Origin of the sequence: Streptomyces sp. NPDC004732 (assembly GCF_040609235.1) — a bacterium.
Lineage (GTDB): Bacteria > Actinomycetota > Actinomycetes > Streptomycetales > Streptomycetaceae > Streptomyces.
In genome coordinates this window covers 263,727-283,136 of record NZ_JBEXJR010000010.1, presented here as the reverse complement: position 1 = coordinate 283,136, position 19,410 = coordinate 263,727, and the positions used below count along the sequence as shown (strand labels likewise).

Genomic DNA, 19,410 nt, shown 5'->3' with positions numbered 1-19,410 from the left:
AGTCCCCGCCCCCCTGCCCCCTTAATCGTGTTGACCACCCCCGGCAGCCAGTGCTGGAGTCGGCACGTGGACAGCATCCCCGCCAACAGGCGGCTCTGGAACCGGATCAGTGGCTCCTACCAGCACGAGCACGACCCGCAGATCGGCGCCGCACCCCGGCTGTGGGGCATGTACTCCATCCCCGACGCGCACCTGCAGGCCCTGGGCGACGTCACCGGCAAGCGCGTCCTCGAACTCGGCTGCGGCGCGGGCCAGTGGTCCAGGGCGCTGGTCGCCGAGGGCGCCACCGTGGTCGGACTCGACCTGTCCGACGCCCAACTGGCCGCAGCAGCACGCGCGATGGGTCCGGTCCACTACCCCCTGGTACAAGCCGCCGCCGAACAACTCCCCTTCGCCACCGCCAGCTTCGACCTGGTGTTCTGCGACTTCGGCGGCCTCAGCTGGGCACCCCCGCACCTGGCCGTCCCCCAGGCCGCACGCGTCCTGCGCCCAGGCGGGCGCCTGGTGTTCAACGTCGCCAGCCCCTGGTTCGAAGCCTGCTACGACGAAGCCGCCAGCCATGTGACCACGACGCTGCAACAGGACTACTTCGGCCTGCACACCATCGCCGAGGGCGACGACGCGACCAGCTACCAACTCACCTACGGCGACTGGGTCAGGGTCCTGCGCGGAGCGGGCCTCATCATCGACGACCTCATCGAACCGCGCCCCGCCCCCGAAACACCCAACGGCTACAACAAAACCACCCCACCCGACTGGGCCCACCGCTGGCCGGCGGAACTGCTCTGGGTAACCCACAAGCCGTAGGCTCCGCCGCGCCTCTGGCCCGCCACTTGCCGCCAATACGCAGAACCCGACGTTCCCTGCCCGGGGCGGCGTACCGTGACGGCGTGGCAAATGACGACCTGGGACGGACCCTTCGCCGCTTGCGTCGCCTGGCGGGCCTGACGCAAGAGGAACTGGCGGAGCGCTCGAGCGTGTCCGTCGACGTCATCCGGCAGCTGGAGCAGCAACGTAAACACTCGGCGCGGTTGCCCACGCTGCACGCGCTGGCGAACGGCCTCGGCGTGGAGCTGACGACGCTCCTCGGCGACCCCCCTGCCGTCGCCTCGACCGGGGAGAACGACGGGCCGCGCTTCGTGGCGGTACGGCGCGCCATCATGCCGGTGCTCTGGGCACCGGAGCCCGAGCCGCCGGGACCCGGCTTCTCCCTGGACAGCCTGCGTGAGCAGATCGCGGACGGTTGGACGCAGTACCACTCCGCCGAGTTCGACTCGGTGATGAAGGCCCTGCCCGACCTGATTTCCGACGCGCGCTCGGCCACGGTCTCGAACGACGGCGACGACCGCGGCGCCGCTTTCGCCGCGCTGGCCAAGGCCCTCCAACTGGCCGGGCACGTCGCGGTGCGGATGGGAAAGACGGATCTCGCGCTCATCAGCCTGGAGCGCGCCATAGAGGCCGCGGGTCGGTCCTCCGACCCCCTGCTGCGCCCGATGATCGTCAACTCGGTCGCATGGACGTACCAGCGGCAGGGGCGCCTAGGCGACGCCCTGAGCATCGCCCTGAACGCGGCAGGCGCCACCAAGGACGGCGGGCACACGGCGACTGCCGACGGTCTGAAGGTCTGGGGCGCCCTGACCATGTCGGCCGCCACGTCGGCCGCGCGCAGCAACGACTACGACCGCGCTGCCGAGTTGATGGCGAACGCAGAGCACGAGGCAGCCCGCGTGACCAAGCTGCCGCAGGGCAGTGACAGCCGTATGGTCAGCGTCTTCAGCCCGTCGTCCGTACGCATCGAGCGGGTCCGCCTGGCCGTTCAGTACGGGCACCCCGAGGAAGCGCTGAAGCTGGCCAAGGGCATGCGGCTGAGCGCGGACACTCCGCCCTCTTGGCGCACATGGCTGCTGCTGGACGTGGCCCGAGCCCACACGGACCTGGGGAGCGCGGCAGAAGCCGTGAAGGCCCTGGAGTCCCTTCGTCGTGTCGCGCCGACCTGGATGCAGCACCACACGCTGGCCGTGGCGATCGTGCGTGACCTCTGGGCACTTCCCAACCACCCTGCTGGCCTGCGGCCGTTGGCGGAGTTTCTGGGAGTCGCCGATTAGCGTCGAGAAAGTAGGACGCTACGTCCCTGTGACGCTGTGTAGCGAACCGCTTCCATAGGTCGGACAGAGCCCGGCGACCGCGCGAACGGCTGCGGGGCATGGCCGACCGAGCTGGAGTCGACATGGCCGAGATGACGGACGCCGCCTTCGGCACGGGACGCGGCGAATCCCCAAGGCTGATGAGCGCGGCCTTCGACTGGCTGGCGCGTGCGCAGGACGAGCCGCGCCAGGCCCATCGGGAGTGGGCGGAGCGAGGGATCGCACTGCTGCCGCTCGGCACACGGTTCAACGTGGTGTGTCTGCCCGCCCGCCTCGTGCACGCGACGGTCGGAACCGACGACCTGGACATCGTGACCGCAACGCTGGCCGAGCTGCTGGACGGCCCGGTCATCCACAACCGCGTACAACACCAGTACTACCCACTCGTGGAGCGCACGCCCACCACACGGTGGATACAGGAGTACGGCGAGGCCCCGATGCTGGGGAAGGGCGGATATCTGTCCGTCCCGGCCTCCGACCTCACCGGCCCGACGGGCCTGCACTGGGCAGTGCGGCCCCGCATCGTCGGCGACCTGTGCCCCGTCCAGTCGGTCGCGGCACTGGTGCGTATCGCCCGCAGTGAGTCCGGTGGGAGGCAGCCGTGACCCTCCCCGAGACGACCGCCGAGGAACGGCAGGCGCAACGGGCGTACGGCGACCTCCTCGCCCACTTCGACGGCTGCGCTCCCTGCCGGGTCGAGAGCTACTGCCCGGCGGGGGAGCGACTGCGCCGCGCCCACAGGGCCACGCGCTGCGCGCTCTCCGGGACCGCCCCACTCACCAGGAGGCGCCCCATGGGCACGCTCACCAACGGCCGGACCACGATCCCCTACGACAACTGGAACGCGCCGCGCCTGGACTGGCGCAAGGCGGGCCGCACCGACCTCGACCCGATCCTGAAGGACTGCGTGATCCTCGCGGCGGCGCCACCCGCTATGGGGCACCCGCACTACAGCATCCTCGACGGCACCCGCATGATCGCCATCAGTGACGACAAGGACCCGGCCGCCCCGGTGCTGCTCATGAGCAGGGTGGAGATCAGCAAGTTCTTCGACGGCGTGATCGCGGGTGAGTTCGACGAGTTCCGGGCAAGCACGGACGAACTCGAAGCAGCAGCCGCAGCAGCCGCAGCAGACGCGACAGTCCGACCCAGTCGGCAAGACCCATGACACCTGGGAGCCACCACACGACAACACCCGCTCACTGACCGGCGGCCCGACCTGCTCGACGCACCAGGGACCACCACTCCGCACCATCCGCAGCTCGACGGGCACCCGCATCTGCCCGGTCTGCACACCCCTCGGCCCGACACCCGCACACACGGCCGCAATCGTGCGCCGACAGAACGCGATCCTGGACAACCCGTACTGGCATGCAGGCGGACCGGCGAACTGAGCCGCCTCGGGCCCTACTGAGCGCGTCGCCCCGAGCTGTCGCTGACCCAGTCGGCGACGGCCGCGGCGACCTCGGCAGGGCCGCGGCCGCCGGTGGTGAACTCTCGGTCCACCGAGGCCCGGAGTTCCTCCGCGTCCTTGATCGCTTCCTCGACCTCGTCGGACTCCCAGCCGCGAGCGGCGAGGCGGGTGCGCCGCTCGGCGTCGCTGCAATCGAGGCGCGCCCAGTCGGTACGCGGGGGATCCACGGCGTCCTCGGCCGCACTGGCCCATTCCTCAGGTGTCAGCGGGCACATGAGCAGCACCGGCCCGCCTGTCCTGAGCAGCATCCCCGCGATCTTCACCCAGAGCCTGTTGTAGGCGGGCCACACGGCGCTCGCGGTGGGCGAGGTGATGTCGATGCCCATCAGGTGGCCGTCGGGGTCCGGCAGCTCGTCGAAATCGACGGTGGCGAACGGGTAGTCCTTCAGGTGCCGCAGGAGCGTGGACTTCCCGGCTCCGGGCGCCCCCGTAATGACGTGCAGCTTCGACAAACCCGCTTCGCTCCGGTTCGTGGTGATGCTCCTGTGGCCCCTCGCCATTTGTACTCGCGTCCGACCCGCCCGGCCAACCCTTGGCCCGCACACCCCGTGTGAACGGAATGCATTCGCGTGCGGTGCGCACACGCTTCCGGCGCCTCGCATTCCGAGATGGGATGTCATGCACCCCACCTCGGTACGGTGCCTGACTCGCCCTGTGCCGAGCACCGCCCGGCCCTCTAACCTCCCAGGGGCCTGGCGGTGGCCGGTCTGCGAACTTGTCCCCGGGCGGCGAGCTTTCGCCGTGCCCGATTGCGCGCAATCCGAGCCAGAACCTTTTCCTCATCCGGGGGGTGCGGCGCGTGAAGACAGGAGATGTCCACGACGTACCTCGCGCGGAACCGCCAGCGGACGTCGTTAACCGATCGGCTGCGCAACCCCGCCTGCAGGGAGCGTACTTGCCTGTCACCGACATCGGCCGCGTGAACGAAGCCCTCACAGCTCTGGGGATGACCGCGTCCCGCCGCGGCAAGGACTGGGTCTCCTACGAGAACTTGGTCATCAGGCAGCGGTACCGAAAGGAACAGGCCACGGACGTTCCGGGAGCCCAACTCCGTGTCGCGGTCACCAACGTCCTTGCCGCATGGGAGCGGCTGAGTGGTATGGGATTCGACGGTGCGGTCCAACGGGGCGGCGCTGCCTTCTGGTTGCAGATCGACCCGTATCTGATCGTCTCCGTCAACAATGCTGAGCCGCCTGCGGTGTGACGGCACGATCGGCCGTCCACGGTCCTTGGCGGAGTCGGAGACACCTGGCTCTGGGCCGATGTCCTCGTACCCTCGCGACTTGTGGAAAGTGCGTGGGGTCTTCCGTCCCGGCGGCCAGCTTGGTGCAGGCGGCGTCTCGTCAGACCTTCTCGACTCGCACGGAGTGTCCCGCGAGAAGTTGATTCATGTCGTCGGTGTCGGAAGTGAAGACGGTTGCCTCAGCTCCCTGCGCGGCTTCCCGCCCGGCCACAGCCGCCAGAATCGCGTCGATGGCGTACTTGTGCCCGTGCAGGCCAGCTGCCTTCAGCATGTCGCGTGCCATGGCGATCACCCAGTCGTCCGTGTGCACGACGCGGATCCGGGACAGCGTCCAGTTCCACAGTGCCTGCCTCGACGTTTCGCGAGGATCCCATGCTTCCAGGGTCGTGAGCGATGAGGTGACGATCGGGATGTCTAGCCGCGGAGCTGCCTTGATCAGCGCAGCCATCTCCCGATCGCCCTGAACTGCCTTGGACAGAGCCTCGGAGTCGAACACGAAGACGCGCTGTCGCGGGTGGTGCAGCTTCGCCCGGGTGGTGCGGCTCACGCGGCCTCGTCTGAATGTGCTTGTCGCTCGTCATGCCAGCCGTCAATGGCGGCGATGCGGTCGAGTGCTGCCTGCTGCTCGTTGTCCGTTACAACGCCGTGCTCTTCCTCAAGGCGTCCGGCCAGCTCACGCAGTCGGTCCATAGCATCCTGATGAGCGGCAGCGGCCGCGATGTAGCCGGACACTCCACGTGCGTCGACGCGTTCCTTGATCGATTCCACCAGCTCTTCCGGCACGGTGATAGTGATCTTCCGAGTTGCCATACTCTGAGTATGTCACGCCTGGTCGGTTCGGGGCCTGCGCCGGATGGTGCAGATCCTCTGTGTGATATTTCGGGAGACCGACTCTCCGTCCGTTCACGCAAAACGGCCCCAGGCGGGGAGCCTGAGGCCGACCGGCGCGCCTCCTGGAGGATGAACCCCGGATGGAGCGGTAACGCGTTGTGCCCCCGGCAGGATTCGAACCTGCGACACCCGCTTTAGGAGAGCGGTGCTCTATCCCCTGAGCTACGAAGGCGGGGTCCTGCGTGGAACGTGGGTGGGCACTCTGTGTTACTGGGTGAGTGCTCACTCGGTTCTTGCAAGATCTGTGACCGCCGTGGACGGCAGTCCCAGACAGGGTAGCGGATGAGGGTCCGGTGGTGGGGCGGGGGATGGAGCGGGTGCGGCCGTCGGCCCTCGGGTGGGTGAGGGTCGACGGCCTCTGTCGCGGTGGTGTCGCGTCAGGATGTGCTCGCCGCCACCACCGGCGGCTTGAAGCGCATGGGCGTGATCTGCTTGACGTCGTAACGGGTTCGCATGCGCCTCACCGCCTCGGGGTCCACCGAGTCACCGGCCGACCAGATCTCCGCTATCTCCTCGAAGTACTGCTCGTGCTCGGGTGACGGATTGCTTTGGAACAGCATGCGGACTGGTTTGTCCGTGGCGTTGCGGAACGCGTGCGGGGTGTTGGGCGGTACGAACATGCTGCTGCCCGCCGGGGCGCGTACGACCCTGTCGCCGTCGACCGATTCCCAGTCGAGCCAGTCGTCCGTACGTTCGGCGGGCTCGAAGGCCAGCAGCTCCAACTCGCCCTCCAGGATGTAGAAGAACTCCTCCGCCTCCTCGTGGTAGTGGCCGCCCGTGTCGAACCCGGGCGGCACCACCACCTCGAAGATGGACGCGGAGGAGCCCTGCGCCCCGGTGGCCTTGAAGGTCACTTCCTGTGCTTTCGTGACCAGCTTGCGCCCCTCGCCGGGCAGGCGGATGAGGTCGCTCATGCGATCAACTCCTTGCGTGGACCGTGGACAGTAGTGATCGCAGCCACGTTACGACCCTTACCTCAAGGGAAGCTCGGGTCGGGAGCTCGTTACTCGATGACCAGTTCCACCGGGATGTTGCCGCGCGTCGCCTTCGAGTACGGGCAGAACGCGTGGGTCTTCTTCAGGAGGTCCTCGCCCGCGGGGCCCTGAAGGTGGTCGGGGAGCTCCGCGCGCATGACCACGGCGAGGCCGAAGCCGCCGTCCGCCTCGTCCTTGCCGATGCTGACCTCCGCCGTCACGGAGACCTCCGACACGTCGATCTTCTCCTGGCGCGCGATGTTGCCCATCGCGCTGGCGAAGCACGCGGCGTAACCCGCGGCGAAGAGCTGCTCGGGGTTGGTGCCCTGGTCGTTGCCGCCCAGTGCCTTGGGGAAGCCGAGCGGCAGGTCGATCTTGCCGTCGGAGCTGACGGCGCGGCCCTCGCGGCCGTTGGCGGTGGCTACTGCGGTGTACAGCGCGTCCATGGGAATCCCGTCCTCGTCTCTCGGTCTGACATCTCTCAGCCTGACATCACAAGTAGAGCACGCAATTGAGTTGTGCACAACTTAATGGGGCGCATTGGGTTGCGTTGTAGCCTGGAGCCATGGACGACGAGGACTTTCTCCGGCTCGATGAGCAGATCTGCTTCTCGCTGCACGCCGCCGCCCGCGCCTTCAACGGGGTCTACCGGACCGCGCTGAAAGATCTCGGGCTGACCTACCCGCAGTACCTCGTCATGCTCGTGCTCTGGGAGCACGACGAACTGCCCGTGAAGAAGATCGGCGAGCGGCTGCGGCTCGACTCGGGCACGCTTTCACCGCTGCTGAAGCGGCTCGAAGCGGCCGGGCACGTCGAGCGGCGACGGAGCGCCGAGGACGAGCGGTCCGTCGCCGTGCGGCTCACCGAGGAAGGGCGCGCCCTGCGCGAGCGGGCCCGCGCCGTGCCCCGCGCCATAGCCGAGTCCACCGGGCTCTCGCTGGACGAGGTGCGGGATCTGCGGGCGCGGCTCAATCGGCTCACGGCCGCCCTCGACGGGGGGTCCGGCGGTTCCAGCGAGGGCGGCCGTGAGGCTAGGGCGTGTCCTGGCTCGCCGTAGCGAATACCGCCTCCGTCGTCGTCACCACCGCGCACTTCCCCGCCGCCCAGCGCAGCGCCATCGCGTGGTCGTCCGCCGAGAAGTCCGCCACCGCGTCGGCCACCACGAACGCCTGGATGTCCTGCATCCACGCGTCGCACGCCGTCATCAGTACGCCGATGTGCGCGTAGATGCCGGTGATGACCAGCTGGTCCCTGCCCTGTTCGCGCAGGCGCTCCAGGAGGTCCGTGCGGACGAAGCCGCTGTACTTCCACTTGGTGAGGACCGTCCCTGCGGGCGCCGGGCCGATCTCCGGGGCGATCGCCGCCGCCTCCGCGTCGTCGGGCAGGCCCGGGCCCCAGAAGTCCTGCTGGAGGCCGCGCTCGGCGGGGGACTGGCCGCCGGGCTGTGCGGTGTGCACGACCGGGATGCCGACACGGTCCGCGGTCTTCTTCAACTCGGCTACGTGGGACAGGAGTTCCGGTACGGGGGAGGCCGTGCGGTCGTACGCCGAGAGGAAGTAGTTCTGCAGGTCGTGCACGAGCAGTACCGCGCGGGACGGGTCGACCTGCCAGTCGACGCGGTTCGCGGGCAGCTCGTCGGGCGACGGCATCGGATAGGGGGTGATGGCGGGGAGGGCCATGGTGGTGGGCAGTTCCGTTCGGAGGAGGGGGGAGGGGGGAGGAGGAAGGGAGGCGAGTGGGGGAGCTGATCGGAGGGGTCAGAGCGGGGATGGCTCGGACGATGCTGCCCTCAGTGCCTTCTTCGAGATCTTTCCTACGCCCGTCTGCGGGAAGACCTCCACGAACTCGACGCGGTCGGGCACCTTGTAGGAAGCGAGGCCTCGCTCTCGTACGAACTTCCTGATGGCGGCCGGTTTCATGGGCTCGGCACCCGCGCGCAGGATCACGTACGCGCAGGTCCGCTCGCCCAGGTACGCGTCGGGCTCGGCGACCACGTTCGCGTCGTGCACGGACGGGTGGGCCAGGATGTGGTTCTCGACCTCCTCCGCCGCGATCTTCTCGCCGCCCCGGTTGATCTGGTCCTTCGCCCTGCCCTCCACGACGAGGTGGCCGGTCCCGGTCAGCCGCACCACGTCGCCCGTGCGGTAGAAGCCGTCGGGTGTGAAGGAGCGGGCGTTGTGCTCGGGAGCACGCCAGTAGCCGCGGATCGTGTACGGGCCGCGCGTCAGCAGGTGGCCCGTCTCGCCGACCGGCAGGTCGTTGTCCTCGTCGTCGACGACACGGATCTCGTCGTCCGGCGAGATCGGGCGGCCCTGCGTGGTGACGATCGTCTCCGGGTTGTCGTCGAGCCGCGTGTAGTTGACCAGGCCCTCCGCCATGCCGAAGACCTGCTGCAACGTGCAGTTGAGGGCGGGCTTCACCCGGCGCGCCGCCTCCTCGCTGAACTTCGCGCCGCCCACCAGGAGTACGTCCAGGCTGCTCAGGTCGTACGCGGTCACCGGCACCGCCTCCGTCCACAGGAGGGCGAGCGGCGGGACCAGACCCGTGATCGTGACGCCCTCGGACTCGATGAGGGGGAAGGCGGTCTCCGGGCTCGGCTGCGGGCAGAGCACGACGCGGGCGCCCGCGTGGAGTGCGCCGAGCGAACCCGGCGACGAGAGCGGGAAGTTGTGGGCGGCGGGGAGGGCCACCAGGTAGACGCTGTCCTCGTCCACCCCGCAGATCTCGTTCGAGCCGCGCAGGGAGTAGATGTAGTCGTCGTGGGTGCGCGGGATGAGCTTCGGTACGCCCGTACTGCCGCCGGAGAGCTGGAGGAACGCCAGGTCGGAGGGGGTGGGAGGGGAGGGGGCGGGGCCGGTTGGGTCCGTGGGCACGTCCGACAGTGCCTCGAACGGGCCCGCGTCGCCCTCCGCCACGAACACGTGCCGCAGCGTCGGGATCTCGTCGACCAGCTTCGCCGCCAGGCCGCGGTAGTCGAAGCCGCCGAGTTGCTGCGGGATGACGTACGCGGCCGCCTCGGTGAACTCGCAGAAGTAGCGGATCTCCGTCTCGCGGTGCGCGGGCAGCGCGAAGACCGGAAGCGCGCCGATGCGGAACAGTGCGAAGACCGTCTCGAAGAACTCGGCGATGTTGGGGAGCTGGACGACCACCTTGTCGCCCTTGCCGATCCCGCGCGCCAGCAGGCCCGCCGCCAGGCGGTCCGCCCTGCGGTCCAGTTCTCCGTACGTCCAGCGGCGCGCGGGTCTGCTGCCCGGGTCCACGATCGCGATGCGGTCCGGGTGCTCGGTGGCTCTCTCGCGCAGCATCTCGCCGAAGGTCTCGCCCTGCCACCAGCCCGCGGCGCGGTAGCGCTCCGCGAACTCCTCTGGCCACAGGGGGGCGTCCGGTGCGGCAGGTGTGTGGGGTGCCTTGAGTGCCTCGGGTGCCTCGGGTGCCTCGGGTGCCTCGGGTGCGTCAGTGTTCACAGGTTCGCCCCCACCGCGTCCAAGAACGTACGGAACTTCGCGCCCGTCTCCGCGGTCTCCGCCGCCGGGTCCGACGCGGCGACCACGCCCGCACCCGCGTACAGCCGCAGACTGCGTTCCTCCGCCTCGGCACAGCGGATCGTCACGACCCACTCGCCGTCGCCGTGCGCGTCGCCCCAGCCGACCACGCCGGTGAAGAACCCGCGGTCGAACGGCTCCGTCTCGCGGATCACCTCGCGCGCGGTCGCCGTGGGCGTGCCGCACACCGCCGGGGTGGGGTGCAGCGCGCAGGCCAGTTCGAGGGCGGAGACGTCGGGGTCCGTGAGGGTGCCGGTCACCGTGGTGGACAGGTGCCACATGGTCGCGGTGCGGACGAGGGTGGGGCGGGCCGGGACGGTCAGGTCCGTGCAGAAGGACGCAAGCGCCTGGTGCACGCCGTCCACCACCACGGAGTGCTCGTGCAGGTCCTTGGCCGACTCCAGCAGTGCGGCGGCGCGGCGCACGTCCTCGGCGAGGTCGTCGCTGCGCGGCGTCGAACCGGCGAGGGGGTTCGCCACGACCTGGTTGCCGTGGCGCGAGACGAGCAGTTCGGGGCTCGCGCCGATGAGGGTGCGGCCGGGCGCCGTCGGCAGCGCGAAGGTGTAGCCGGAGGGGTCGCGGCGGGCCAGGCGCTGGAGCATCGCGGGGAGGTCCAGCGGGGCGGGCGCGGTGAGTTCGAGGGTGCGGGCGAGGACGACCTTGCTGAAGTCGCCGCGCCACATGCGGTCCACGGCGGCGGCCACGCCCGCGCCGTACTCCTCGGGGGAGGGGACCGGGCGGATCCGCCAGCCGGTGGCGTCCGCCGTCTCTACGGGCAGCGCGATCAACGGGTCCGCGGCCAGCGGGGGTGCGGTGCGCAGGGTCGCGGGGACGGCCAGCGCGGCGGGTTCGGTGTGGTCGAAGGGGACCGCGCCGATGACGTGCGGCTCGGCGATCCCGGCGCGGCGCGCGTCGGTCAGGGCGGCGGCTACGCGTTGCGGCAACGGCCGGTCGTCGTGCGGTACTTCCGCGTGCACGCCGTCTGCGAGCAGGGTGCGGGTGGGCGTCGCGAGGAAGTGCTCGCCCGGGGTGTAGGCGCCGAGGAGCGAAGTGGCCGCTCCTACCACGGGGTTGGCCTGCTCGGCGGTCGTGACGAGCGGGGCGGGCTTGTCGTGCGTGGCGACCTCGGGTGCCGTCGACACAGTGGCTCCAATTCTCGGGTGGGGCTCGGGTGTGTGTGCGGGGGAGGGGGTGCGGGGTGAGTGCGGGGTGCGTGTGGGCTCGGGTGTGTGGGTGTGGGTGGGGACGCGGGGTGTGTGCGGGCTCGGGTGTGCGCGGGGGAGGGGGTGCGGGGTGCGTGCGCGCTCGTGTGTGGGTGGGTGCGGGGACGCGGGGGTATGTACGTACTCGCCATCCCTGCGCCGCGTCCGATGTGTCCGCAGGTCAGCGTGTGCTCGGTGCTCCGTGCGCACATACCCCCGCGTCCCCTCCCGTCTCGTACGCGGGTGCGGCAGGGCCGTGGTGGGCCCTGGTCAGCGCAGCGTCGCGCCGCCGTCCACGTACAGCTCCTGGAGCGTGATGTGGCGGGCGCGGTCCGAGGCGAGGAAGACCACCGCATCGGCGATGTCGTGGGGCGTGGCGATGCGGCCGAGGGGGATGCCCGTGCGGTACGTCTCCAGGTTGCCGTCGAGCACCCCGGGCGGGGCCTCTGCTGCGGAGTCGTCGGGCCAGAGCGCCCGCTGCATGGCCGTGTCCGTGGTGCCGGGTGCCACGACGTTGCAGCGCACGCCGCTGCGCGCGATCTCCAGGCCGAGGCACTTGGTGAAGGCGGCGGCCGCCGCCTTGGACGCGGCGTACGCGGCCATGCCGGTACGGGGGATCCCGGCGGCGTTGGAGCCGACCGTGACGATGCAGCCGGAGCCGCGGGACGTCATGTGGGAGGCGGCGGCGCGGGAGGTGTGGAAGACGCCGGTGGTGTTCACGGCGAAGGTGTCGGCCCAGTCGGCGTCGGTCAGTTCGGCCACGGCCGAGCTGCGGAGGATGCCCGCGACGTTCACGAGGAGGTCGAGGGCGCCGTGGTCGCGCACGATGCCGTCGACGATCGACGTCACCGCGGTGACGTCGGTGACGTCCATCACGCGGGGAGTGATCGTGCCGGGGAGCCCCCTCGATGCGGCCGACAGTTCGTCGACGCCGTGCGCGTCGCGGTCCGTGGCGACGACGTGTGCGCCTCGGGCGGCAAGCGCGGTGGCCACCGCGGCGCCGATGCCCTGGCCCGCGCCGGTCACCAGAGCCGTACGCCCGGCGAACTCGCCCTCGGCGTGCGGCTCGTTCGGTATGTCCTCAGGCATGGTGTGAGCGACCTCCCCCAACTCGTTAGGTAAGGCTAACCTAACGTACGAGCTCTGGGGAGAGGTTTCAGGGGGGTCTTTGGGCCTGTCTGGGGCGGCGTCTCGTGTGCTACCTTCCGAGAGGTACGTGTGTACGCCCCCTTCTGGGGCGCCCGTGCTTCTGTTCCCTCTCCCGGTCTGCCGGGATCTGTCAGGTCGCCTTCTGTGTGCGGCCACACTTCGCTCTCGCAGCGGTTTTCCTGCCCGTCGTACGGGACGTGGTCATTGCCGTCCCGCCGGGCCCTCTTCTTCGCATGTCGCGAAAGGACCCACATCATGACTGCCACAATCGTCGAGCGGCCTGCATCTGCGGCTGCCACTTCAACTTCCACTTCAACTGACCACTCCTGCGCCGGAGTTCTCGACATCGGTCGGGAAGGCCGCGGGTTCCTCCGGGGTGCTTCCTGCCTTCCCGGGAACGGTGACGTGCAGGTTCCCGCCGCACTCGTCCGCCAACTGGGGCTCCGCGCGGGCGACTTCGTCGAAGGCGTCTGCGGGCGGCCCCGCGTGCTCGCCGGGGTCGAGCGGGTCAACGGGCGCGCCACCCAGGCCCTGCTCGGGCGGCGGCGGTTCCAGGACCTCACGCCGCTGCACCCCCGCGAACGGCTCCGCCTGGAGACCGAGGGCGGGCCCCTCGCCGGGCGGCTCGTCGACCTCGTCGCGCCCGTCGGCAAGGGGCAGCGCGGCCTGATCGTCGCCCCGCCCAAGACCGGCAAGACCGTGCTGCTCCAGCAGATCGCCGCCGCGGTCAGCCGCAACCACCCCGAGTGCCATCTCATGGTCGTCCTCCTCGACGAGCGGCCCGAGGAGGTCACCGACATGCGGCGCTCGGTCCGCGGCGAGGTGCTCTCCTCGACCTTCGACCGGCCCGCGAAGGAGCACATCGCCCTCGCCGAACTCGCCGTGGAGCGCGCCAAGCGCATGGTCGAGGAGGGGCGGGACGTCGTCATGCTCTTCGACTCGCTGACGCGGCTGTGCCGTGCGTACAACAACGCGGCCTCCGGCAGCGGCCGCACCCTCAGCGGCGGTGTCGACGCGGCCGCCGTGCAGGGACCGAAGCGGCTCTTCGGCGCCGCGCGCCTCGCCGAGGAGGGCGGCTCCCTGACGATGCTCGCGACCGTGCTCGTGGAGACCGGATCGCGCGCCGACGACTACTACTTCGAGGAGCTGAAGGGCACCGGGAACATGGAGCTGCGGCTCGACCGCGCGCTCTCCGACCGGCGCGTCTTCCCCGCGATCGACATCACCCCTTCCGGCACCCGGCGGGAGGAACTCCTCGTGCCCGAGGCCGAGTTGAGCGCCGTGCGCGGGCTGCGGCGCGCCCTGAGCGGCAGGGGCGGACAGGGCGCCCCCCTGGAGGCGCTGCTCGACCGGATCCGCAAGACGCCGAGCAACGCCGCGTTCCTGCGGCAGGTGCGGCAGACCGTGCCGGGCGCGCAGCCCCGTGCCGACCAGGCCAGTGCTGCGTCTGTATCTGCATCTGCATCTGGGTCCACGGTTGCCGCTACGGCCGCGTGACGTGCACGCGGTAGTCGCCGTCGCCGGTCACCCCCGCCACCGTGACCCGCACGCCCGTCTTGCGGTCGGTGAAGGTCTCGCCGATGCCGTAGGTCGCGTCGGAGAGCTCCGCGTGGACGTTGGGGCGGCGGGTGCAGCCGCCGCTGTCGGGTGTCGCGTCGGAGACCGTGACCGGGCCGTGGCCCGTGTCGACCTCCGCGTCCACGCGGTAGAGCAGGACGCCCGGCTTGCACACCGCCTCGTCGTTGCCGCCACGGGTGCGGACCTCGATCGCGTACCCCGTCTTCTCGGTCAGCGGGGCGAACGCCAGCTTCGTGCCGCCGGAACCGGCGAGCGGGGACAGCACGTGCTCGGTCGTGCCGGAGCTCGCGGCGCAGCTGATCTGGTCGTCGTCGAGCCAGCCCAGCTTCCACTTGTGCCAGGCCAGCAGGTCGTTGTTGGCGCCCCAGTCCTCGCTCATGATGTCCCAGTGGCCGACCGCGCCGCCGCCGTCCTGCGTGTACAGGTCGGGCAGGCCGAAGACGTGGCCGTTCTCGTGCGGCAGGACGCGGTAGCCCGTCTCCCGGTAGCTGCCCGAGCCGTCGTCCTGGCGGCTGTAGACGAAGGACGCGTTGGAGACCGGCACGCCGTCCGCGACCGGTGCCTCGTGGTTGCCCGCGAAGGTCACCGACAGGACGGTGTCGAGGGCCGAGGGGCCCGCGTTCGGGGTGATCAGGATGTTCACGAGGTCGTACGTCCGGAAGTCCACGTCGGGGTCGGCGGCCGCCACGATGTCCTCGACGAGCGTGCGGTAGCCGGGGTCGAAGGGGGCGCCGCGCTCTATCCCGTACTCCGCGAACGACTTGGGCATCCGCAGCCAGTGCGGCACGGGGGACTCGGGGCGGTAGTCGAGGCGTCCGTAGGAGCTGGTGCGGAACCAGTCGGCGGTCTGCGGGAAGAACTCCGAGAGGCGGTCCATCGCCTTGCCCTGACCGGGGGCGTCGGAGAAGTCGACCATGAGGTTCAGGGCCCGGACGGTGCCGGTGGAGCGCGAGTAGCCGGGCGGTGTGGGCACGCCCTCCGACATCTGTACGCCCATCGCGCCGCTGATCATGCAGGGGCCGAGGGTGGTGCTGCGGGCCAGGGACACCGGGCCCGCCGCGCTCTGCGAGCCCTCCATCAGGCGTCCGGTGCTCGCCGACGTGGTGATCGCGAGGGCGAGCGCGGCGACGGAACCGAGTGCGATGCCCCGGCGGGCGGGGCGTATCCGGCGCCAGGTCGGCTGCTGCATGCATGGGCCTTCCGCTCCACGGCAGCCGCCGGTCATGGCTGCACCCTGTTCGATCACCCTCTGCCGGGGGGTGCGCGGGCGCTCGCTGGGTGCGACCGATCGTGGGTTTCTCGCCTGGAAGTGGTGTGACTCAGGTCACATGGATTTAGTCGAGGAGCGGGAAATATCCGGGGACTCCTTCCCCGTTTAGACCTGTGTCCGCGTGAAACGGGGAGTCACTCCCCGCATCGCGGGACCGCACCGGTCACGTACGCCGACATCGACACCGAACACACGAGGAGCAGCCGTGGACACCGCCACCGCCCCGCAGCGCCGAGTCCCGCGGCCGCGGGCCGACGCCCTGCGCAACCGGGAGCGGATCGTCGCCGCCGCGCGCGAGATGTTCGTGGAGCACGGGTCGGACGTACCCCTCGACGAGGTCGCGCGCCGGGCGGGCGTCGGCAACGCCACGGTCTACCGGCACTTCGCCGACCGCCCCGAGCTGGTGCGCCAGGTCGTCCTCTCGGTGACGGACCGCGTCGCGGCCCACGCCGAGCAGGGCATCGCCACGGCGGACGCCGACGAGGGCGCCGCCTTCGACGCCCTGCGCACCTTCGTGCACGCCGCGGCCGAGGAGCGCATCGGGGCCATGTGCCCGATGCTGTCGGCCGACTTCGACCCCTTCCACCCCGACCTGCTCGACGCCCGCGAGCGGCTCGAACGCTCCATCGAAGGCCTCATGGAGCGCGCCCGCGCGGCCGGTCAGCTGCGCACCGACATCGCCGTCGGTGACCTGATGGTCGCCCTGTCCCAGCTGACCAGGCCGCTGCCGGGTACGGCCTGCCCGGGCATGGACAGCTTCATCCACCGTCATCTGCAGCTGTTCCTGGACGGCCTGATGGCGCCCGCCCGGTCCGAGCTTCCGGGGGCGGCGGCGACGCTGGAGGACCTCCGACAGACCTGATCGCGCACCGCGCATCGCGCATCGCGCCCGCTTCATCTTTCTGCTTTACCGGCTCTTACCTCTTTGACCACTCCGTACCGCTAGGTGGCTACTCCTATGTCCGAAACAGCCCTCAAGCCCGACTCCGGGCCCGACGCCAAGCGCTGGAGAGCGCTCGTCTTCATCGCTCTCGCGCAGCTGATGGTCGTGCTCGACGCGACCATCGTGAACATCGCGCTGCCCTCCGCACAGCAGGACCTCGGCATATCCGACGGCAATCGCCAGTGGGTCATCACGGCCTACGCGCTCGCCTTCGGCGGTCTGCTGCTCTTCGGCGGCCGCATCGCCGACCTGTGGGGCCGCAAGCGCACCTTCGTGACCGGCCTGATCGGTTTCGCCGGGGCCTCCGCGCTCGGCGGCGCCGCGACCGGCGAGGCCATGATGCTGGGCGCCCGCGCCCTCCAGGGTGTGTTCGGCGCGCTGCTCGCGCCCGCCGCCCTCTCGCTGCTCGCGGTGATGTTCACCGACGCCAAGGAGCGCGCCAAGGCCTTCGGCATCTACGGCGCGATCGCCGGTGGTGGCGGCGCCGTCGGCCTGATCCTCGGCGGCTTCCTCACCGAGTACCTGAACTGGCGCTGGACCTTCTTCGTGAACATCCCGTTCGCGGTGGTCGCCGCCCTGGGCGCGTACTTCGTCATCCGTGAGCCGGCCGGCGGCCGCAACCGCTCGCCGCTCGACATCCCCGGCGTGGTCCTCTCCACCCTCGGTCTGGTCGCGCTGGTCTACGGCTTCACCCGCGCCGAGTCCGCGGGCTGGTCGGACTCCGTGACGATCACGATGTTCGTCGCCTCGGCCGTGCTGCTCGCCGCGTTCGTCCTCACCGAGGCCAAGGTCAAGTCGCCGCTGCTGCCGCTGCGCGTCCTGACCGAGCGCAACCGCGGCGGCGTCTACATGTCGCTCGGCCTCGCGGTCATCGCGATGTTCGGCCTGTTCCTGTTCCTCACGTACTACCTGCAGATCGTGCAGGGCTACTCGCCGGTCAAGACCGGCTTCGCGTTCCTGCCGATGATGGTCGGCATGATCACGGGCTCCACGCAGATCGGTGCCCGTCTGATGACCCGCGTCGCGCCGCGGCTGCTGATGGCCCCGGGCTTCCTGCTCGCCGCGGTCGGCATGCTGCTCCTGACGCAGCTGGAGATCGGCAGCTCCTACGCCGGTCTGATCCTGCCCGCGCAGCTGATGCTGGGCCTCGGCATGGGTACGGCGTTCATGCCCGCCATGTCCCTGGCCACGCACGGCGTCGAGGCCCGTGACGCCGGTGTCGCCTCCGCGATGGTCAACACCTCGCAGCAGGTCGGCGGCGCCATCGGCACGGCCCTCCTGAACACCATCGCCGCCTCGGCGACCACCGCGTACCTCACGGACCACGCGGCCGGTGCCACCAACCCGAAGCTCCTCCAGGCGCAGGCCATGGTCGAGGGCTACACCAGCGCCATCTGGTGGGCGGTCGGCATCCTGGTGGTCTCCGCGCTGATCGCGGCGACGTTCGTCACCACCGGCCACCAGGGCGGCACGTCGGCTCCCGCCGACTCGTCGGACGGTGTCGAGGACGAGGTCAAGATCCCGGTGATGGCCCACTGACCCGGGACCGCGGCAAGCCGCCGCCCCGGCATCGTTCCGGGCGGCGCACCTAGCGGAGCCAGGGGAGGTCAGCCCCGGCCTCCTTGGGCTGAAGTCCCTCGGCGACGATCTTCATGATCTCGCCGAGGGACTTCTGCTGTTCCGGGGTGAGCCGGTCGAAGAGGGCCTGGCGGACGGCGGTGACATGGCCGGGGGCGGTCCTGTGCAGCACCTCGAAGCCGTCGTCGGTCAGGATCGCGAGCTGCCCGCGCTTGTCGGACGGGCAGTCCTCGCGGCGCACCCAGCCGCTCTTCTCCAGACGCGCAATCGCGTGCGAGAGACGGGACCGGGTGATCTTCATGGTCTTGGCCAGCTCGGTCATCCGCAGCCGCCGCCGGGGGGCGTCGGACAACTGGACCAATAGGCCGTAATACATGTGGGGCATGCCCGCGTCGCGCTGCAACTGACGGTCGAGGAAGTCGTCGAGAAGAGTCGTCGCCTGGAGGTAATCCCGCCAGACGCGCTGCTCGTCGCCGTCCAGCCAGCGCGGCTCGCCGGTCGGGGGAGGGGTCGCTGCCGTATCCATGGACCCCACTGTACGAGGTTGTTCCTTGAACTTTGAACAAACCACTCGTATGATGGGTCCATAAAGCTTGAGGTTTCAAGTACTTCGTTCGATCGTCTGGTCCCGCCGCCGGAGGTGCGCGATGTCCCGCATGCCCGCCCTGTATCTCAGCCACGGCGCCCCGCCGCTCGCCGACGACCCGGTCTGGCCCGGCGAGCTGGCCGCCTGGTCCGCCGGGCTGCCGCGCCCGAAGGCGATCCTGATGGTCTCCGCCCACTGGGAGGAGGCCCCGCTGGCCCTGTCCGCCACCGAGACGCTGCCCCTCGTGTACGACTTCTGGGGCTTCCCCGAGCACTACTACCAAGTGACGTACGCCGCGCCCGGCGCCCCCGAACTCGCCGCTTCCGTACGGAAACTGCTGCACGCCCCCGGCACGCCCGTCCAGGACGTGCCGGACCGCGGGCTCGACCACGGGGCGTACGTGCCGCTCGTGGAGATGTACCCGGACGCGGACATCCCCGTGCTCCAGATCTCCCTGCCGACCCTCGATCCGCGCCGCCTCATGGACATCGGCCGCAAGCTGGCGCCGTTGCGCGACGAGGGCGTGCTGGTCGTCGGCAGCGGCTTCTTCACGCACAACCTGGCGGCGCTGCGGCAGGGCGGCATCCCCGCCTGGTCGGCGGAGTTCGACGCGTGGGGCCACGAGGCCCTGGAGGCGGGCGACGTGGACGCGCTGCTCGACTTCGGGCAGAAGTCCCCGGCCGGGCAGCTCGCCCACCCGCGCACCGAGCACTTCGCGCCGCTCTTCGTGACGCTCGGCGCGGCCGAGGCGGCGGGGGACCTCGGTGCGCAGCGCAGCGTGATCGACGGGTTCTGGATGGGGCTCGCGAAGCGGTCGGTGCAGTTCGGGTGACCAG

Annotated in this window: 21 protein-coding genes and 1 tRNA gene; 10 read left to right on the top strand and 12 right to left on the bottom strand. The window is 70.3% G+C overall.

The window, feature by feature from the left end; all coding sequences use genetic code 11:
* Positions 1-66 precede the first annotated feature (66 nt).
* The 4 genes from ABZV77_RS30065 (at position 67) to ABZV77_RS30050 (ending at position 3,312) form a co-directional block, all read left to right on the top strand.
* A complete protein-coding gene (locus tag ABZV77_RS30065) occupies positions 67-807 on the top strand; it encodes a class I SAM-dependent methyltransferase (protein ID WP_356263361.1) in 741 nt (246 codons plus the stop codon).
* An 83-nt stretch (positions 808-890) separates the two neighbouring features.
* Positions 891-2,105, top strand: a complete 1,215-nt coding sequence (locus ABZV77_RS30060) for a helix-turn-helix domain-containing protein (RefSeq protein ID WP_356263358.1) — start codon at positions 891-893, stop codon at positions 2,103-2,105.
* 122 nt (positions 2,106-2,227) lie between these two features.
* Positions 2,228-2,749 carry a hypothetical protein gene (locus ABZV77_RS30055; RefSeq protein ID WP_356263355.1) on the top strand — a complete coding sequence of 174 codons (522 nt, stop codon included), beginning with the start codon at positions 2,228-2,230 and terminating at the stop codon, positions 2,747-2,749.
* Entirely contained in the window at positions 2,746-3,312 is a 567-nt protein-coding gene (locus ABZV77_RS30050) for a hypothetical protein (protein ID WP_356263353.1), read from the top strand. Before ABZV77_RS30055 ends, ABZV77_RS30050 begins: the two co-directional genes overlap by 4 nt.
* A gap of 239 nt (positions 3,313-3,551) precedes the next feature.
* Here the strand turns inward: ABZV77_RS30050 and ABZV77_RS30045 are convergent, their stop codons facing one another.
* On the bottom strand, positions 3,552-4,070 hold the full coding sequence (locus ABZV77_RS30045) for a hypothetical protein (protein WP_356263350.1): 519 nt from the start codon (positions 4,068-4,070) through the stop codon (positions 3,552-3,554).
* A gap of 443 nt (positions 4,071-4,513) precedes the next feature.
* Between ABZV77_RS30045 and ABZV77_RS30040 the strand changes: the two genes are divergently transcribed.
* Entirely contained in the window at positions 4,514-4,822 is a 309-nt protein-coding gene (locus ABZV77_RS30040) for a hypothetical protein (protein WP_356263348.1), read from the top strand.
* 139 nt (positions 4,823-4,961) lie between these two features.
* On the opposite strand, the gene ABZV77_RS30035 is transcribed toward ABZV77_RS30040, so the two are convergent.
* The 5 genes from ABZV77_RS30035 to ABZV77_RS30015 form a co-directional block, all read right to left on the bottom strand.
* Complete coding sequence (locus ABZV77_RS30035) at positions 4,962-5,408, bottom strand: hypothetical protein (protein WP_356263345.1); 447 nt, start codon at positions 5,406-5,408, stop codon at positions 4,962-4,964.
* A complete protein-coding gene (locus ABZV77_RS30030) occupies positions 5,405-5,671 on the bottom strand; it encodes a hypothetical protein (protein WP_356263343.1) in 267 nt (88 codons plus the stop codon). The genes ABZV77_RS30035 and ABZV77_RS30030 overlap by 4 nt, the downstream gene beginning before the upstream one ends.
* Positions 5,672-5,851: 180 nt before the next feature.
* A tRNA-Arg gene (locus ABZV77_RS30025) sits at positions 5,852-5,924 on the bottom strand.
* A 205-nt stretch (positions 5,925-6,129) separates the two neighbouring features.
* A complete protein-coding gene (locus ABZV77_RS30020) occupies positions 6,130-6,666 on the bottom strand; it encodes a cupin domain-containing protein (RefSeq protein ID WP_356263340.1) in 537 nt (178 codons plus the stop codon).
* An 89-nt stretch (positions 6,667-6,755) separates the two neighbouring features.
* Positions 6,756-7,172 (bottom strand): organic hydroperoxide resistance protein, encoded by a 417-nt coding sequence (locus ABZV77_RS30015; protein ID WP_356263337.1) that lies wholly within the window; start codon positions 7,170-7,172, stop codon positions 6,756-6,758.
* Between the two features lie 119 nt (positions 7,173-7,291).
* Here ABZV77_RS30015 and ABZV77_RS30010 point away from each other — a divergent pair, with 119 nt between their 5' ends.
* Positions 7,292-7,783, top strand: coding sequence for a MarR family transcriptional regulator (locus ABZV77_RS30010; RefSeq protein ID WP_356263335.1), 492 nt, complete (start codon positions 7,292-7,294; stop codon positions 7,781-7,783).
* Here the strand turns inward: ABZV77_RS30010 and ABZV77_RS30005 are convergent.
* The 4 genes from ABZV77_RS30005 to ABZV77_RS29990 form a co-directional block, all read right to left on the bottom strand.
* The gene (locus ABZV77_RS30005; protein WP_356263332.1) at positions 7,758-8,405 is read right to left on the bottom strand and encodes an isochorismatase family protein; all 648 of its coding nucleotides are present in this window, start codon (positions 8,403-8,405) and stop codon (positions 7,758-7,760) included. The two genes, ABZV77_RS30010 and ABZV77_RS30005, sit on opposite strands and share 26 nt — an antisense overlap.
* A gap of 78 nt (positions 8,406-8,483) precedes the next feature.
* Complete coding sequence (locus ABZV77_RS30000) at positions 8,484-10,100, bottom strand: (2,3-dihydroxybenzoyl)adenylate synthase (RefSeq protein ID WP_356263634.1); 1,617 nt, start codon at positions 10,098-10,100, stop codon at positions 8,484-8,486.
* A gap of 86 nt (positions 10,101-10,186) precedes the next feature.
* Entirely contained in the window at positions 10,187-11,410 is a 1,224-nt protein-coding gene (gene dhbC, locus ABZV77_RS29995) for an isochorismate synthase DhbC (protein WP_356263330.1), read from the bottom strand.
* Positions 11,411-11,740: 330 nt separating this feature from the next.
* A complete protein-coding gene (locus ABZV77_RS29990; protein ID WP_356263328.1) occupies positions 11,741-12,559 on the bottom strand; it encodes a 2,3-dihydro-2,3-dihydroxybenzoate dehydrogenase in 819 nt (272 codons plus the stop codon).
* Positions 12,560-12,874: 315 nt separating this feature from the next.
* Between ABZV77_RS29990 and rho the strand changes: the two genes are divergently transcribed.
* Positions 12,875-14,116 carry a transcription termination factor Rho gene (rho, locus tag ABZV77_RS29985; RefSeq protein WP_356263325.1) on the top strand — a complete coding sequence of 414 codons (1,242 nt, stop codon included), beginning with the start codon at positions 12,875-12,877 and terminating at the stop codon, positions 14,114-14,116.
* Here rho and ABZV77_RS29980 read toward each other — a convergent pair.
* Complete coding sequence (locus ABZV77_RS29980) at positions 14,103-15,386, bottom strand: M6 family metalloprotease domain-containing protein (protein ID WP_356263322.1); 1,284 nt, start codon at positions 15,384-15,386, stop codon at positions 14,103-14,105. The two genes, rho and ABZV77_RS29980, sit on opposite strands and share 14 nt — an antisense overlap.
* A 286-nt stretch (positions 15,387-15,672) precedes the next feature.
* On the opposite strand from ABZV77_RS29980, the gene ABZV77_RS29975 reads away from it, so the two are divergent.
* Both ABZV77_RS29975 and ABZV77_RS29970 read left to right on the top strand, forming a co-directional pair.
* Entirely contained in the window at positions 15,673-16,329 is a 657-nt protein-coding gene (locus tag ABZV77_RS29975; RefSeq protein WP_356263320.1) for a TetR/AcrR family transcriptional regulator, read from the top strand.
* 96 nt (positions 16,330-16,425) lie between these two features.
* The gene (locus ABZV77_RS29970; protein WP_356263317.1) at positions 16,426-17,949 is read left to right on the top strand and encodes an MFS transporter; all 1,524 of its coding nucleotides are present in this window, start codon (positions 16,426-16,428) and stop codon (positions 17,947-17,949) included.
* Positions 17,950-17,998: 49 nt separating this feature from the next.
* Here the strand turns inward: ABZV77_RS29970 and ABZV77_RS29965 are convergent, their stop codons facing one another.
* Positions 17,999-18,514: a MarR family transcriptional regulator gene (locus ABZV77_RS29965; RefSeq protein ID WP_356263314.1), complete on the bottom strand. Its 516-nt coding sequence runs from the start codon at positions 18,512-18,514 to the stop codon at positions 17,999-18,001.
* A 130-nt stretch (positions 18,515-18,644) separates the two neighbouring features.
* On the opposite strand from ABZV77_RS29965, the gene ABZV77_RS29960 reads away from it, so the two are divergent.
* On the top strand, positions 18,645-19,406 hold the full coding sequence (locus ABZV77_RS29960; protein ID WP_356263631.1) for a class III extradiol ring-cleavage dioxygenase: 762 nt from the start codon (positions 18,645-18,647) through the stop codon (positions 19,404-19,406).
* Positions 19,407-19,410 lie beyond the last annotated feature (4 nt).